The organism is Lentzea sp. DG1S-22, from assembly GCF_036321065.1.
In the GTDB taxonomy this organism is placed as follows: domain Bacteria; phylum Actinomycetota; class Actinomycetes; order Mycobacteriales; family Pseudonocardiaceae; genus Lentzea; species Lentzea jiangxiensis.
Genome location: NZ_CP143276.1, coordinates 8,375,979 through 8,390,437, shown reverse-complemented (window position 1 = coordinate 8,390,437; position 14,459 = coordinate 8,375,979). Strand labels below are relative to the sequence as shown.

General features: G+C 69.9%; 13 protein-coding genes. 3 read left to right on the top strand and 10 right to left on the bottom strand.

Annotation, left to right across the window (positions count from 1 at the left end; genetic code table 11):
- From V1227_RS40040 to V1227_RS40010, 7 genes are all read right to left on the bottom strand, one after another.
- Positions 1 to 1,599, bottom strand: a complete 1,599-nt coding sequence (locus V1227_RS40040) for an alpha/beta hydrolase (protein WP_329790258.1) — start codon at positions 1,597 to 1,599, stop codon at positions 1 to 3.
- A gap of 63 nt (positions 1,600 to 1,662) precedes the next feature.
- Positions 1,663 to 2,634: an L-histidine N(alpha)-methyltransferase gene (egtD, locus tag V1227_RS40035; protein ID WP_329790257.1), complete on the bottom strand. Its 972-nt coding sequence runs from the start codon at positions 2,632 to 2,634 to the stop codon at positions 1,663 to 1,665.
- Positions 2,631 to 3,356: an ergothioneine biosynthesis protein EgtC gene (gene egtC / locus V1227_RS40030; RefSeq protein WP_329790256.1), complete on the bottom strand. Its 726-nt coding sequence runs from the start codon at positions 3,354 to 3,356 to the stop codon at positions 2,631 to 2,633. The genes egtD and egtC overlap by 4 nt, the downstream gene beginning before the upstream one ends.
- Before the next feature lie 4 nt (positions 3,357 to 3,360).
- Positions 3,361 to 4,650 (bottom strand): ergothioneine biosynthesis protein EgtB, encoded by a 1,290-nt coding sequence (egtB, locus tag V1227_RS40025; protein WP_329790255.1) that lies wholly within the window; start codon positions 4,648 to 4,650, stop codon positions 3,361 to 3,363.
- Positions 4,647 to 5,846: a glutamate-cysteine ligase family protein gene (locus V1227_RS40020; protein WP_442916427.1), complete on the bottom strand. Its 1,200-nt coding sequence runs from the start codon at positions 5,844 to 5,846 to the stop codon at positions 4,647 to 4,649. Before V1227_RS40020 ends, egtB begins: the two co-directional genes overlap by 4 nt.
- A 140-nt stretch (positions 5,847 to 5,986) precedes the next feature.
- The gene (locus V1227_RS40015) at positions 5,987 to 8,455 is read right to left on the bottom strand and encodes a PQQ-dependent sugar dehydrogenase (protein WP_329790253.1); all 2,469 of its coding nucleotides are present in this window, start codon (positions 8,453 to 8,455) and stop codon (positions 5,987 to 5,989) included.
- A gap of 161 nt (positions 8,456 to 8,616) precedes the next feature.
- Positions 8,617 to 8,769: a hypothetical protein gene (locus tag V1227_RS40010; protein ID WP_329790252.1), complete on the bottom strand. Its 153-nt coding sequence runs from the start codon at positions 8,767 to 8,769 to the stop codon at positions 8,617 to 8,619.
- A gap of 220 nt (positions 8,770 to 8,989) precedes the next feature.
- Between V1227_RS40010 and V1227_RS40005 the strand changes: the two genes are divergently transcribed.
- The gene (locus tag V1227_RS40005) at positions 8,990 to 9,583 is read left to right on the top strand and encodes a TetR/AcrR family transcriptional regulator (RefSeq protein WP_329790251.1); all 594 of its coding nucleotides are present in this window, start codon (positions 8,990 to 8,992) and stop codon (positions 9,581 to 9,583) included.
- A gap of 31 nt (positions 9,584 to 9,614) precedes the next feature.
- Positions 9,615 to 10,901, top strand: coding sequence for a cytochrome P450 (locus tag V1227_RS40000; RefSeq protein ID WP_329790250.1), 1,287 nt, complete (start codon positions 9,615 to 9,617; stop codon positions 10,899 to 10,901).
- Between the two features lie 160 nt (positions 10,902 to 11,061).
- Here the strand turns inward: V1227_RS40000 and V1227_RS39995 are convergent, their stop codons facing one another.
- Complete coding sequence (locus V1227_RS39995) at positions 11,062 to 12,537, bottom strand: peptide MFS transporter (protein ID WP_329790249.1); 1,476 nt, start codon at positions 12,535 to 12,537, stop codon at positions 11,062 to 11,064.
- A 173-nt stretch (positions 12,538 to 12,710) separates the two neighbouring features.
- Between V1227_RS39995 and V1227_RS39990 the strand changes: the two genes are divergently transcribed.
- Complete coding sequence (locus V1227_RS39990) at positions 12,711 to 13,244, top strand: TIGR03086 family metal-binding protein (protein ID WP_329790248.1); 534 nt, start codon at positions 12,711 to 12,713, stop codon at positions 13,242 to 13,244.
- A 188-nt stretch (positions 13,245 to 13,432) separates the two neighbouring features.
- On the opposite strand, the gene V1227_RS39985 is transcribed toward V1227_RS39990, so the two are convergent.
- The gene (locus V1227_RS39985; protein ID WP_329790247.1) at positions 13,433 to 13,900 is read right to left on the bottom strand and encodes a GNAT family N-acetyltransferase; all 468 of its coding nucleotides are present in this window, start codon (positions 13,898 to 13,900) and stop codon (positions 13,433 to 13,435) included.
- A complete protein-coding gene (locus tag V1227_RS39980) occupies positions 13,897 to 14,397 on the bottom strand; it encodes a DUF4262 domain-containing protein (RefSeq protein WP_236219076.1) in 501 nt (166 codons plus the stop codon). Before V1227_RS39980 ends, V1227_RS39985 begins: the two co-directional genes overlap by 4 nt.
- Between the last annotated feature and the right edge of the window lie 62 nt (positions 14,398 to 14,459).

Below are 14,459 nucleotides of genomic sequence, written 5' to 3'. Positions count from 1 at the left end.
TCAGAACGGTTGCGCGTTCGGCTGGAAGATCGAGCCGTCCACGGGTGCGGTGAGGTCGACGAGGTACCTCGTCACCGCCGCGTCGGCGCCGGCCGAGTCACCGAGGATGCAGTGGCCGAAGGCGTCCACGCTGATCAGGCGGGCGTTGCCGAGCTGCTTGGCCATCCGCTGCGAGAACAGGTACTGCGTCGCCGGGTCGTAGTAGTTGCCCACCACGACGATCGGGTTCTCGGTGTGGCGGTTCCACGGGCCGATCCAGCGGTCCGGGTGGCGCGCCGGCCACGTCGGGCACGTCAGCAGGTCGGACGCGGCCTGGTAGCGGCCGAACGTGGGCGACTCCTGCTCCCACTTCGCCGCGGTGGAGGCCCAGTTGCGGTTGCTGCGGGAGAACGGCTTGTCGATGCAGTTGACGGCGTAGTACGAGTCGTCGCTCGTGTACGGCGTCTCCGGCAGCGCGCGCACGTCCGCCTTGCCGCCCAGGTTGCCGAGCAGCGGAACGTCCACAACGGACTGGATGCCCGGAGCGGCGGCCGACGGGTTCTGCGCCACGTGGATCGACTGCAGCCACGTGGTCAGCGCCTTGAACGTGGCCGGGCTGTAGAGGTTGCTCGCCGTGCGGCCGACGACGTCGGTCAGCGTCACCTGCGTGCCGTTCGGCAGCGTCGTCGGGCCCTTGCGCAGCGACTCGCGGATGGCGTCGAACTTCTTGCGGGCGTCACCGGCGAACGCGCACCGCTCGACCCCCACGCTGTCGCAGCGCTCGAGCATCGCGTCGAGCGCGATCTCGAAACCGCGGGCGCGCTCGCGGTCGTACTGCGCGCCGTTGGTCAGGCGCAGCTTCGGGTCGACGTTGCCGTCGAGGACGAGCGCGCGCGACCGCTGCGGGAAGATGTTGGCGTAGGTGGCGCCGAGCAGCGTGCCGTACGAGAAGCCGACGTACGTGAGCTGCCTGTCCCCGACCGCCTCGCGCATGATGTCGAGGTCGCGGGCCACCGCTTCGGTCGACATGTGGTCGAGCAGCGGGCCGGCGTTGATCTTGCAGTAGTCCGTGTAGACCTTGGACTGCCGGATCGAGCTCGCGATCTCCTCCGAGGTGGTCGGGAGCGCGTACCAGCCGACGTTGACGGCGTCGGCCTCCTCCTGGGTGCGGAAGCAGCGCAGCGGCGCGCTGCGGCCCACACCGCGCGGGTCGAAGCCGATGAGGTCGAACTTCTCCAAGACCTCCGGCGTGAAGAAGCTCCCGCCGTAGGCGCTGTAGATCAGGCCGGCGCCACCGGGGCCGCCGGGGTTGATGAACAGCGAGCCGATCTTCTTCGCCGGGTCGCCCGCGGGGCGCTTCATCATGACGATGCCCGTCGAGTCCCCGCGCGGACGCGAGTGGTCGACGGGCACCTCCTGGACGGCACAGCTGACCCTGGTGCGTTCCGCGGCGGGGATCTCGGCGAGCACGTCCGCCGCGCACGGCCCCCAGGCGGCGGGTCTCGCGGTCGAGGTGGTCCCGGGCTGGGCCGACGCGGAGCCCAGGCCGGTGATGACGGTGCCGAGCGCGACTGCGCTGACGAGCGCAACGCGCACGGCCCGCGTTGATGCAGATGTCATCGATGCAGCCCATCACCGAGCGAGCACCGCGTGTACCCGCCTATCGGATGGTTGTGGCCTCGATTACAGGGCTTGGGCGAGCGAGACCGCGAACCGGTCCCGCGCGTCGGTCCACCACCGGTGCAGCGCGAACCCGGCGTCCTCCAGCTCCTGCTTCACGCCCTCCTCGCGGAACTTGGCCGACACCTCGGTGCGCAGCTCCTCGCCCTCGCGGAACTCCACGGTCAGGTCCAGCTCGGCGAGCGTCACCCGCATGGCCCGCTGGGCGCGCAGGCGCATCTCGATCCACTCCTGCTCGGCGTTCCACAGCGCCACGTGCTCGAACGCCTCCACGTCGAAGTCGCCGCCGACCTCGCGGTTGAGCACGTTCAGCACGTTGCGGTTGAACTCCGCCGTCACGCCCTGCGCGTCGTCGTACGCCCGCACCAGCGTGTCGCGGTCCTTCACCAGGTCCGTGCCGAGCAGCAGCCACTCCCCCGGCTCCAGCACGTCGCGGACCGTGCGGAGGAACTTCTCGCGCTCCTCCGGGATCAGGTTGCCGATCGTGCCGCCGAGGAACGCCACCACGCGCGGCGACTCACCGGGCAGCAGCGAGAGGTGCTGCGTGAAATCGCCGACCACGCCGTGCACGCGCAAGCCCGGGTAGTCGGCCATGATCGCGTGCGCGGCCTCGGTGAGCGCCGACACCGACACGTCCTGCGGCACGAACTCCCGCAACGTCCCGTGCTCCCGCAACGCGCTGAGCAGCAGCCGCGTCTTCTCCGACGAGCCCGACCCCAGCTCCACCAGCGAGTGGGCGCCGGTCGTCGCGGCGATCTCGCCCGCGCGCTCGGCGAGCACCTCGCGTTCGGCACGGGTCGGGTAGTACTCGGGCAGCCGGGTGATGTCCTCGAACAACGCGCTGCCGGCGGCGTCGTAGAACCACTTCGGCGAGACCCACTTCGGGTCCGAGGTCAGCCCGGCCCGCACGTCGGCGCGGAGCGCGTGGGCGGCGTCCTCGGGCGTGAGGTGAACGTCCAGCACCGGCTCGGTCATATCGGTCGAACCTCCACAGTGGATGGAACGGCGGTGACCACGTGCCGGTCGGGGATCTCCCGCCAGCCCGGGTCGTCGTCAAGCGGTTCGGACGCGAGAGTCACGCCCTGTGCCTTCTGCAGCACCCACAGGGCGTGTGTCCACGTCGTCCCCACGAGCACTTCTCCGTTGGTCAGCAGGAAGTTCAGGCGCGACCTGGGTGCCGCGTCCGCAACCTCGTGCACGAGTTCAACAAGCGCCTGCGCCGGGTTCTTCCCGGTCTCCAGGCGGCGTCGCAGGACCGTCCACAGCAGCGCGGAGTCGGTCGGCGCGTCCATGGTGAGCAGGTCCGCCACGTCCAGCGCCTTCGCGAGGCCCGCCACGGTGTGCGGCCAGCCGTCCACGCGTCCGTTGTGGCTGAAGAGCCACGTGCCGTCGGTGAACGGCGCGCACGCCGCGTCCGACACCGGCATGCCCGTGGTAGCCGAGCGCACCGCCGCGAGGAACGCCGTCGACTCGGTGGCGGCGAGCTGGCGCAGGTTCGGGTCGCTCCACAACGTGCCGGCGCGCCGGTACCGCACCGGGCCGGGGAACCAGCCGACGCCGTAGCCGTCGACGTTGACCGTTCCCCCGGCCCGCATGTCGCCGGGCGCGTACGACTGGTGCTCCAGCGAGTGCGGTGCGTCGTACAGCGGCCAGGAGACGGGCACGGCGGCGCCCAGGTAAGCCAGGTGGCGGCACATCCGCCTAGGCGTCCCTGGCGCAGCGGAAGCCGGCGAAGATCTGCCTCCTGATCGGGTAGTCCCAGTTGCGGAACGTCGAGCGGATCGCGGAGGAGTCCGTGCCGAACGAGCCGCCGCGCAGCACCTTGTAGTCCGGTCCGAAGAAGACCTCGGAGTACTCCCTGTACGGGAACACCTCGAAGCCCGGGTACGGGCCGAAGTCGCTGGAGGTCCACTCCCACACGTCGCCGATCAGCTGGTGCACGCCGCTCGGCGTCGCCCCCGCCGGGTAGGCGCCGACCGGCGCGGGGCGCAGGTGGCGCTGGCCGAGGTTCGCGTGCTCCTCGGTGGGTTCCTCGTCGCCCCACGGGTAGCGGCGCGTGCGGCCGGTCGCCGTGTCGAAGCGCGCGGCCTTCTCCCACTCCGCCTCGGTGGGCAGGCGCTTGCCCGCCCACCTCGCGTACGCCTGGGCCTCGTGGAAGCACACGTGCACAACGGGTTCGTCCGGCACGATCGGCTCCGTCACGCCGAACGCCGTGCGCACGAACGAGTTCTCCTCGCGCTGCCAGAACCTCGGCGCCACGAGCTTCGCCGTCGTGCGGTGCTCCCAGCCCTCGTCCGTCCACAGGCGACGGTCGTCGTAGCCGCCGGCCAGGACGAACTCGGCGTACTCGCCGTTCGTGACCGGTGTCGTGTCGATGAAGAACGAGTCGACGTGCACGGCGTGCGCCGGGCGTTCGTTGTCCAGGGCCCACGGTTCGTCCGAGGTGCCCATCTCGAACGGGCCGCCCGGGATGAACACCTCCGTCGCCGGGACGAGGGCGCCGGGCGGTGGCGCGGGCGCGTGCAGGACCGGGTCGCCCTTGCGCAGCTGGTGCGTGGCGAGCATCGTCTCGTCGTGCTGCTGCTCGTGCTGCACGATCATGCCGAACGCGAAGCCGTTCTCGACGAGCCGGCGGCCCTCCAGCGGCACCTCCTCCAGCACGTCGAACACCTTGCCGCGCACGTCGGCGACGTACTGGCGCGCTTCCCGAGGGTTCAGCAGCGGCAACTCGGGCCGCACGCTGCGGCCGTACTTGAACGCGTCGTAGTACTCGTCGATGTCGCTCCTGACCGGTTCGCGACCACCCACGTCGCGCACGAGCCAGAGCTCCTCCTGGTTGCCGATGTGCGCCAGGTCCCAGACCAGGGGCGACATCAGCTTCGAATGCTGCCGCACGAGGTCGTGCTCGTCGACGGCGTCGGTCAGGGCGGTGGAACGCGCGCGCGAACGCAACAGTTCCTCCGCCACCTGCTCGCGGAGTTGTTCGGTCACAGCTTCCCCTCAAGCTCCCGGCTGATGGTGCTGATCTGTTCTGGAGAGAGGCCCGTGCGGGGCAACGCCTCGATGCCCAGGGCCACGACGTCCCCGGCGGCCCGCGCGACGCGGTCGTCCGCCAGCCCGTGCCGTGCGGCGACGAGCCACCGCCCGGCGGCCCGTTCCGTCGCCGCCAGCACACCGTCCACGACGGACGGATCGCTGAACAGCGCGACGAGCAGCGCACTCGGCGCGATCCACTCTCCCGGAGGGGGCGTGTCGAGGTATCTGATCTCGATGTACCCGCGCGGCCGCACCGGCGGGAACATCAACGACAGGTGGTAGTCCAGGTCGTCGCTCGTGGGGCGGCGGTCGTGCGCCCCGCCGATCCACTCGGCGAACGTGAACCTGCGCGGCGGGATCCAGCTGGAGCCGGGTCCGCGCACCGCGATGACCGGCGTGTCCAGGACCCTGCGCGCGTAGGCCCCGGCCGGATCGGCGCACACGGCACTCGGCCTGGTGCGCACGGGATCACAGCCGTAGAGCGTCCTCATGCGAGCGGACGCCCAGCCCTCGTGCAGCCCGCCGATGCCCGGCGAGTTCGCGAACAGCGCGATCATCACCGGCCCGAGCCGGTGCACGGCCGCCCAGCGGTCCCGCAGGTGCTCCTGCTCACCGAAGTCGAGGCACACCTGCAGCCCCGCGGTGTTGCACATCATCGAGATGCCGTCCTGGCCGAGCTCGCCGAACGCGTGCTCCATCGCGGCGTACCGCGGCACCCGCAGCACGCGCGTGGGACGTCGGTGCTGGTCGGCGCCCTTGTCGCCGAGCACGAGGCCGTGGTCCGCCAGCAGGGCGGTGAGGTGCGAGATGTCCTGGGTGACCGTGCGGAGGAGGTCCGGGAGGCTGGTGCAGGGAGGAGTGGAGATCTCGACCTGCCCGCCCGGTTCGACGGTCAGCGGGGTGCCGCTGGGAAGCGGCCTCTGGGGGCTGTCCGGAACGAGAGTGGGTGGTGCGTGCCCGCCGAGCGCTGTGGCGAGCCTGTGAGGATCGAGGACCCTGGTGGGATCTTCGGCGTGGTGGACGGTCCACTCGAGCTCCACGCCGAAGAGCTTCGGAGGTCCGTGCTTGAAGCAGACCGAGGCGACGTAGGCCTCGGCCTCGACGCGGTCGGCGAACACCGCCGGCGCCGGCTGGTCACGCAACGCAGTCACCGTTGCCACACTCCCCGTGATCGTCTGGCCAAATCGACGCTACACGCGGGGTCTGACACTCGCAGCCCTCAAATCCTTGCGAAACAAGTGAAGTGCCCGTGTGCAGGCATGCACACGGGCACTTGTCCCACTACGTGGAGCTACGTCCTGACATTCGAACGCCCCGGTGACACCGGCTCGGCGGTTGACGTGCCGCCGTCCTCGTACACGACGTCGATGTGCAGGAGCCGGTCGTTGCCCGCCGACCCGTCCCTGTCCGCCGACGTCGTGAGCCAGATGTCGCCCTCCCGGTCGACCTCGACGGTGCGCAGGCGCCCGTAGGTGCCCTGGAAGTAGGTCTGCTGATCGACCAGGTTGCCGTCGGCGTCGATGCGCATCCGGTAGATCCGCTGGCCCATGGTCGTGGCGACGAAGACGTGGTCGTTGATGATCGTCAGCCCCGAGGGCGAGGCCTGCGAGGTCGGCCAGGTCTTCTTCGGCGGCACGGTGCCGGCGCAGTCGCCGATCGTGCCCTCGCAGGGCTGCCAGCCGTAGTTGCCGCCCTTGGTGATCAGGTTGACCTCGTCCTGCCGCGAGTTGCCGAACTCCGACGCCCACAGCCTGCCCTGCGAGTCGAAGTCGAGGCCCTGCACGTTGCGGTGGCCGTAGCTGAAGATCGCACTGCCGGGGAACGGGTTGTCGGACGGGATGGAGCCGTCCGGGTGGATGCGCAGGATCTTGCCGGCGTAGGTGTTGAGGTTCTGCGCGTTGTTGCCGTTCTGCGCGTCGCCGGTCGAGATGAACAGGTAGCGGCCGTCCGGGCTCAACCGCAGACGCCCGCCGTTGTGGTAGCGGTTCTTCGGCACACCGTCGAGCAACGTCGTCCAGCCGGTCAGCCCCGAGCCGTCGAAGTGGGCCCTGACCACGCGGTTCCCGTCGCTGTAGGTGTGGTAGAGGTAGACGAACCCGTCGGTGGCGAAGTTCTTCGACACCTCGATGCCGAGCGCGCCGCCCTCGCCGTTGGTGCCCATCGCGTCGGGCACCTGCCCGATGACGGTCTTGGCACCGGCCTCGGTGACGCGCAGGACGTTCAAGGTCTCGCGCTCGGTCACGAGCGCCGAGCCGTCGGGCAGGAACGCGAGCCCCCACGCCACGTCGACACCGGACGCGATCTGCGTGACCGTGCCGGGGTTCGGCACTCCCGTGCCGCCACCGGCCGCCGGGCTCACGGAGATCTGGTTCGAGAACGCCGAGAGGTTGCCCGCCGCGTCCTTCGCCCGCACCTTCACCGCGTACGTCCGGCCGGTGGTGAGCCCCGCGACGGTCGCGCTCGTGGCCGAGCCGTCCGCGGTCTGCTTGAGCGCGCCGTCGAAGTGGATCTCGTAGCCGGTGACCGCCACGTTGTCGGTCGAGGCGCCCCACGCGATCGAGACGCTGGTCGAGGTGGCGCCGGTCGGCCGCAGCGTGCCCGGGGTCGTGGGCGCCTGGCCGTCCACGGGCGCGGGCGCGGTGCGGCCGGGGACGTTGTTCGAGGCCTGCGAGACGTTGCCCGCCCGGTCCTTCGCGAACACCGTCCAGTCGTACTCGGTGTCGGCGCGCAGGCCGGTCGCGGTGGCCTCCAGGACGTCGCCGACGCTCGTGACGAGCTGTCCGTGCTGGTAGATGTCGTAGCCGGTGACGCCCACGTTGTCGGTGGCCGCCTCCCACCTCAGCGAGACCGAGTCGTGGGTGGAGCCGACGAACCGCAGGTTGCGCGGCGGCGTGGGCGCCTCGTCGTCCGGCGGGCCGACGAGCACGGCGGTCAGCTTGTCGGCGTTCGGACCGCCGTTCGCCGTCGTCGCGGTCGCCCTGATGCGGTTGGCGCCGGCGTGCAGGGTGGCTTTGACGGTCCGCGTCCGCCACGTCGTCCACGCCCCCGTGCCGGGGAACGACACCGTCTGGGCGTTGGCGCCGTCCACCGCCACCGAGAGGGGCCGGTCGGTCGTCGAGCCGTTGGCGTACCGGAAGGTGAGGTCGTGTTCACCACCGGATTCGGCATTCACCACGTACTCGACGGACGAACCGATGACGTTGGCGTAGTTGACGAAGCCGCGCCCGGAGAAGCCCGCCCAGTTCGACTCGACGACGCCCCGGCTGATCACGGCGTCCTCGGCCTCCTGCTCCGCCACGGCCTCCTCGACCTGCACGTAGTCGACGTGGGGACCACCGGTGGCCCCCGCGGACGTGAGCTTGATCTTGTTGGCGCCGGCGCCGAGGGTGACGGTGTTCTCGGCCGACACCCACGTCGTCCACGCGCCGGTGCCCGCGAAGGCCCGATTGCCCACCGCCAGGCCGCCGTTGACGCTGACGTCGACCGGCCGGGGGTCGGCGGTGCCGTTGGAGTAGCGGATCACCAGCTTCGTCCTGCCCGCCCGCGCCGCGGTGACGGTGAACTCGACGGAGCTGCCCGCGACGTCGCCGACGTCCACGAACCCGGCGCCGGAGAACCCGGCGCGGTCCGACGCCACCACGCCCTGCGAGATCACGGCGTTCTCCGCCTCGTACCGCACCGGCGCCGCTTCGGACTCCGGTGCCGACATCACTGTGACGGCTGTCGTGCACACGACGGCCATCGCCCCGAGCGTGCGCATCGCCCGGCTTCTTCTCGGTGCCACTGTTGTGCCTCCCACGGGGGATCACGACGAAGCGGCGGCGGATTATCCGAAAAATTTCCAACTGTTGCGCGCCTCAGTGCGCGGCAGCCCAGTCAACCCTGTCCCGGCGATGTTGGAAAGCGTTTGCCGGCATCCCGTCACCGCTCCCGGTTCTCGGCGAGCGCGGCGATGAGGTCGGAGACGCCGCGGGCGAGCAGCAGGTCGACGACGTGGACACCTGTCGACTCACGCCGCTGCCAGCCCAGGCGCTCGGCGAGCGTCGACAGCTTGGTGACCTCCGGGGTGTCCATGGCGGCTGAGGATATTGCCGGGAGGGCGGCGGAGAGGACAGGCGCGGCCGGAGATCCACACGAAAGGACGGCACAGGGGTGGAGGCGGTGTGGTGGGTCGCGGCAACCACCGCGCGAACCGCGCCACCCGTGCCCGCGGCCGGGAAGATCACACCGGCGGATCCCACCAATCCGTACGTACGGATTGGATTTCCCGCCCTCCCCCTGCCACCATTCTCCAGTGCCCAGGGTGAGCCAGGACCACCTCGACGCCCGCCGCCGTCAGATCCTCGACGGTGCGCGTGCCTGTTTCGCGCGACACGGCTACGAGGGTGCCACGGTACGCCGTCTCGAAGAGGCCACGGGACTGTCCCGCGGTGCGATCTTCCACCACTTCCGCGACAAGGAGTCGCTCTTCCTCGCACTGGCCGAGGACGACGCCCTGCGGATGGCGGACGTGGTGGCCGCGCAGGGCCTCGTCCAGGTCATGCGCGACCTGCTCGACGAGCCGGAGAAGCGCACCGAGGAGCACGCGGCCGACTGGCTCGGCACGCGCCTCGAGGTCTCGCGCCGGCTCAGGACGGACCCGGACTTCCGGGCGCGGTGGGCCGAGCGGAGCGAACAGCTCACGGCGGCCACGCGGCAGCGGCTCATCCGGCAGCGCGAGGCGGGCAACCTGCGCGACGACGTCGACGTGACGGTGCTGACGAGCTTCCTCGAACTGGTCCTGGAAGGCCTCGTCTCGCACCTCGCGATGGGCCTGCCGGCGGACGACATGGAGCCGGTGCTCGACCTGGTGGAGGAAACCGTGCGGCGTCATCGTCGCAGCTCTTGAGAGTTCGCCACGCGAACACCACTGTGGTCCCATGTCGACGCTGAAGACCACCGCCCAGCTCTTCGCGCTGCGCACGCTCGTCCGCGGCTACGCGCTGCTCGGTGACCCCTACGCGGGTGTGCTGGCCTCGCCGCCGGACCGCGACCCCTACGCGATGTACGAGAAGGTGCGCGCGAAGGGCGACATGGTGCGCAGCCGCATGGGCGCGTACGTCACGCCGAGCCGCGCGATCTGCGACTCGGTGTTGCGGGACAACAGGTTCATCACCGCCACCTTCGACGAGGCGTCGATGGTGCCCATCACGCTCGTGCGGAACGGCGAGAAGATCGTCAACCCGGTGCAGGACTCGTTCCTGATGAAGAACCCGCCGGACCACACGCGGCTGCGCAAGCTCGTGCAGCCGTTCTTCACGCCACGCGCGCTCAAGGACCGCACAGCGTCCATCCAGAGGATTGTCTGCGACCACCTCGACCGCCTCGGCGACCGGTTCGACGTCGTCGGTGAGTTCGCGTCGCAGGTGCCGATCCAGGTGATCGCCGACCTGCTGGGCGTGCCGGACGAGGACAAGGCGATCTTCGCGCGCTGGGGCAGCTCGCTCGCCGAGACGCTCGACGGGGTGTGGTCGCACAAGCAGCTCAAGGACCTGTACGCCACGATCGTCGAGTACAACGACTTCATCGACGTCCTCATCGCGGAACGCCGCCGCAACCCCAAGGAGGACATCGTCAGCCACCTCGTGACGCGGCACGAGGACCTCAGCCGCGAGGACCTGGTCGCCACGACCGGCCTGCTGCTCTTCGCCGGGTTCGAGACGACGGTGAACCTGATCGGCAACGGCGTGCTGAAGGCGTTCGAGAACCCGCACACGGTGCTGCCGCTCGCGCAGAGCCCGGAGTACGCCGAGGGGTTCGTCGAAGAGGTGCTGCGGCTCGACCCGCCCGTGCAGTACACGATCCGCTGGCCGCAGGAACGCCTGGAGCTCGCCGGCGTCTCGTTGCCGAAGGGCACGCCGGTCATGCTGGTGCTGGCGGCGGCGAACCGCGATCCGCGCGTCTTCAAGGACCCGGCGAAGTTCGACCCGACCCGGTCCAACGCGCGCGAGCACCTCGCGTTCAGCGCGGGCATCCACTACTGCATCGGCGCCGGGCTGAGCCGCATCGAGGGCGCGATCGCGTTGCACGAGCTCTTCAAGCGCTTCCCGAACCTCGCGCAGGACGGCCCGGTCGCGCGCAGGAGGTCGAAGCTGATCCGCGGCGCCTTGCGTCTTCCGGTGCGCGCGAACGAAACCAAACGGTCACTGACAGTGAATACGAGCTGACCTGGGGCGAGATTTGTTGCGGTACGTGCGCTACTTCACCCGCGTGGAGCAATGTTCGTGCCCCAATGACACATCTCCGTAGTGCATCCTTAGAAACGAGAGGGAGACCCGCCGCACCGCCGCCGCGACGGGCCTCCCTCTCGCCTCATCCGCGGGAGCCCTACTCCACGCCCGCCATCAGCTTGCGGATCGACGGGGCCGCCACCGCGAGCGCGCCGCCGAGCACCACGGCCGCGCCGCCCAGCGTGAGGAAGTACGCCGACGGGCTCGTCGTGTAGAACTTCACGAGCTGCGCGGCCACACCGGTACCGGCCGAGGTCGCGAGGAACCACAGGCTCATCGTCTGCGACGCGAACGCCTTGGGCGCCAGCTTGGTCGTCGCGGACAGGCCGACCGGCGAGAGCATGAGCTCACCCGCGGTCATGATCAGGAACATCAGCACGAGCCACAGCGGCGTCACCTTGCCGTCGGCGGCCGAGTTGCTCGCGAAGAACATCAGCACGAACGACAGGCCGACGAGCACCAGGGCACCGGCGAACTTGCGCGGGGTCGAGGGAGCGCGGGTGCCGAGCTTGATCCACAGCCACGCGAAGACCGGCGCCAGGGCGATGATCATGATCGGGTTGATCGACTGGAACCAGGCGACCGGGAACTCCCAGCCGAACACGTGGTTGTCGACGTTCGAGTCGGCGAACTCCGCGATGACCGAGGCGCTCTGCTCGAAGATCAGCCAGAACATCGCCGCGGCGATGAACAGCGGGATGTACGCGATGACGCGCGGCTTCTCCTCCGGCAGCGTCTTCGGGCTGCGCAGCATCACGGTGAAGTACGCGATGGGCAGCACGATCGACATGATGCTGATCATCAGGATGACGCCCTCGACGCCACCGAGGACGTACGCGAGCACGCCCAGCGCGGCGATGGCGACGGCGATGCCGCCGATGAGGCCGTAGACGCGGCCCTTCTCCTGCACGGGCAGCGGGTTCGGCGGCACGGCGGCGGAACCGCGGAGGTTCTTGCGGCCGATGCGGTACTGGACCAGGCCGAGGGCCATGCCGACCGCGGCGACGGCGAACCCGGCGTGGAAGCCGATGCCGTCCGCGAGAGCGCCGGTGATCAACGGAGAGATGAAGCCGCCGATGTTGATCGCCATGTAGAACACCGTGAAGCCGGCGTCACGACGCGAGTCGTCCTTGGCGTAGAGGCCGCCGACGACGGTCGAGATGTTCGGCTTGAGCAGGCCGGTGCCGAAGACGATGAAGATCAGGCCGAGGTACACGCCGGTGATGCCGATGGGCAGCGCCAGGGCGATGTGACCGCACATGATCAGCACGCCGCCGTAGAACGTCGCGCGCTGGCCGCCCCAGACGCGGTCGGCGAGCCAGCCGCCCGCGACACCGGACATGTAGACCGCTGTGCCGTAGATGGCGACGACGGACAGGGCCAGCGCCTTGTCGACGCCGAGACCGCCCTCGGACACGGCCGTCCACAGGTAGAGGCCGAGGATGGCCTTCATCCCGTAGAACGAGAACCGTTCCCAGAGTTCGGTGAAGAACAGCGTGGACAGGCCTCGGGGATGCCCGAAGAATCCCTTGTCCTGCGCGGAGATGCTGGCGCTGGGTGCGCTCACAGTCATCGCCCTCTCGTGTCAACGATGTCACGGCGGATCCGGACGAGATTACGCCGAACGTTCGTACGGTTTGCAAACGGGGTTGCGTCCGAGTGGCCCAACTCTCACGCCGGGGTGCGGGGTTGGGCAGGATTTGATGCACTGCTGGGATGGACTTGATCCAGGCGCACGGAGTGGCGATGACGGAGTTCGACCGGCGGGTGCGGGAGATCGCACCGGACCAGTGGACGCTCGGCACCCCCTGCCGGGAGTGGTCGGTCAGAGACCTGGTCGGCCACCTCGTCCACGAACAACTCTGGGCACCGGAGCTGCTCGCCGGCTGCACGGTGCGGCAGGTCGGCGACCGCTTCGACCACGACAACCTGGGCGAGGAGCCCCTCGTGTCGTGGGTCTTGGCGGCCGCGGCGGCGCGCGAGGCGTGGCTGGAGCCGGACGCGCTGAAGAAGACGGTGAGCGTGTCGTCGGGGACGATCGACGCCGAGGAGTACTGCTGGCAGATGACGGCGGACCTCGCGGTGCACGCCTGGGACCTGGCACGCTCCATCGGCGCCGATGAACGCATAGACCCTGACCTCGCGTCGTCCGTGCTGTCCTACGTCGAACGCAACATCGACGACTGGAGCGGCTCCTCGATGTTCGACTCGCCTGTTCCGGTTTCCTCGGACGCCGACGACCAAACCCGGCTGATCGGCCTGCTGGGACGAAAGCCGTAGCCGGTCACCGGAGTTCGAAGCGCCCCGCTCCGCATCCCCCTCGCCTCCTGCGGGGCGGGGCGCTCTTCCCCCGTGACGGCCGCGGATCCCCCCGGACCGCCGCCGCACCGCTGTTCTACCCGCTGGTCGTTGTCCACTGTCGGGACGATCCGAACGGACAACGAGCTCCGGACAACGTCGCGAGGACGTCAGACGAGCTTCTGCTCCAGGCTGACGCACCGGATGCCCACGGCGTCGAGGTGCTCGCTGACCCGCACGAACCCGGCGCTCTCGTAGAACCGCAGGTTCTCGTCGCTCTCGGCGCCGGTGAACAGCCAGACGACGCTCACGCCCTCCGGCGCGCGCTCGCCGATCGCCCGCAGCAGCCTCCGCCCGACGCCACCGCCCTGCACGTCGGGCGCGACGGCCAGCCGGGCGACCTCCATCCGCTCGCCGTCGACGCGGCTGCGCACCGACCCGACGAGCCGCGTGCCGTCGAACGCCCCGAGCGCGGGCGTGCCGCCGGCGAGGTGCTCGCGGATCTCGTCGAGCGTCTCGACCAGCGGCGGCAGGTCCCAGGCCCCGTACCGGCGGGCCTCCTGGAGGTACGCGGCGCGCTGGACCGTCATGACCTCGCCGGCGTGCCCCTCCGTCAACGGTCCGATGTGGACGCTCACGGGCCGGTGACCCCCGGCGTCCAGCTCTCCGGGACACCGCTCTCGGTGAGCACGAGCTGGTGGTCGCCGAACCCCTCCGGCGCGTCCGGCTGCCAGGGCCACCTGCCGTCGGGCGTGGGCACGATGATCTGCAGGGCCGCGAAGTCCGACCCGTCGTAGAGCAGGTACGCGCTGCCGAAGAACTCGGGGTAGAAGCCCTTGTAGACCCGCTCGAACACGATCGGCACGCCGTCGAAGAAGTCGTCGTAGAGCTTGCCGGGCACGAACCGCTCCCCCTGGCTCGCCCGCCCGACGTAGGCGTTGATCAGGTTCTCGCCCATGCCCTGCGGCAGCCCGATCACGACGGCCTCCGCCACGCCGAACCGGCGCCACGCCCCCACCGAGAACACGTACCCCGCACCCTCGGAGTCGGGGTTCACAACGATGTTCATGTGGCCGTGCCGGTCGGCGGCGGAGAGCAGCCGGGCCCTCAGCTCGATGTCTTCGTCGGAAAGCACGCCATCCACCCTACGGCACGCTTTTGGTGCCTTAGGCCTGCTTAGAGCTGTTCCAAGGCTCC

Coding starts and splice junctions, on each gene's coding strand:
- V1227_RS40015 (WP_329790253.1), bottom strand. CDS start 8,455: ATGCGCACGCTCGGGGCGATGGCCGTCGTGTGCACGACAGCCGTCACA.
- V1227_RS39995 (WP_329790249.1), bottom strand. CDS start 12,537: ATGACTGTGAGCGCACCCAGCGCCAGCATCTCCGCGCAGGACAAGGGA.
- egtC (WP_329790256.1), bottom strand. CDS start 3,356: ATGTGCCGCCACCTGGCTTACCTGGGCGCCGCCGTGCCCGTCTCCTGG.
- V1227_RS40040 (WP_329790258.1), bottom strand. CDS start 1,599: ATGACATCTGCATCAACGCGGGCCGTGCGCGTTGCGCTCGTCAGCGCA.
- egtD (WP_329790257.1), bottom strand. CDS start 2,634: ATGACCGAGCCGGTGCTGGACGTTCACCTCACGCCCGAGGACGCCGCC.
- V1227_RS40000 (WP_329790250.1), top strand. CDS start 9,615: ATGTCGACGCTGAAGACCACCGCCCAGCTCTTCGCGCTGCGCACGCTC.
- V1227_RS40010 (WP_329790252.1), bottom strand. CDS start 8,769: ATGGACACCCCGGAGGTCACCAAGCTGTCGACGCTCGCCGAGCGCCTG.
- V1227_RS39990 (WP_329790248.1), top strand. CDS start 12,711: ATGACGGAGTTCGACCGGCGGGTGCGGGAGATCGCACCGGACCAGTGG.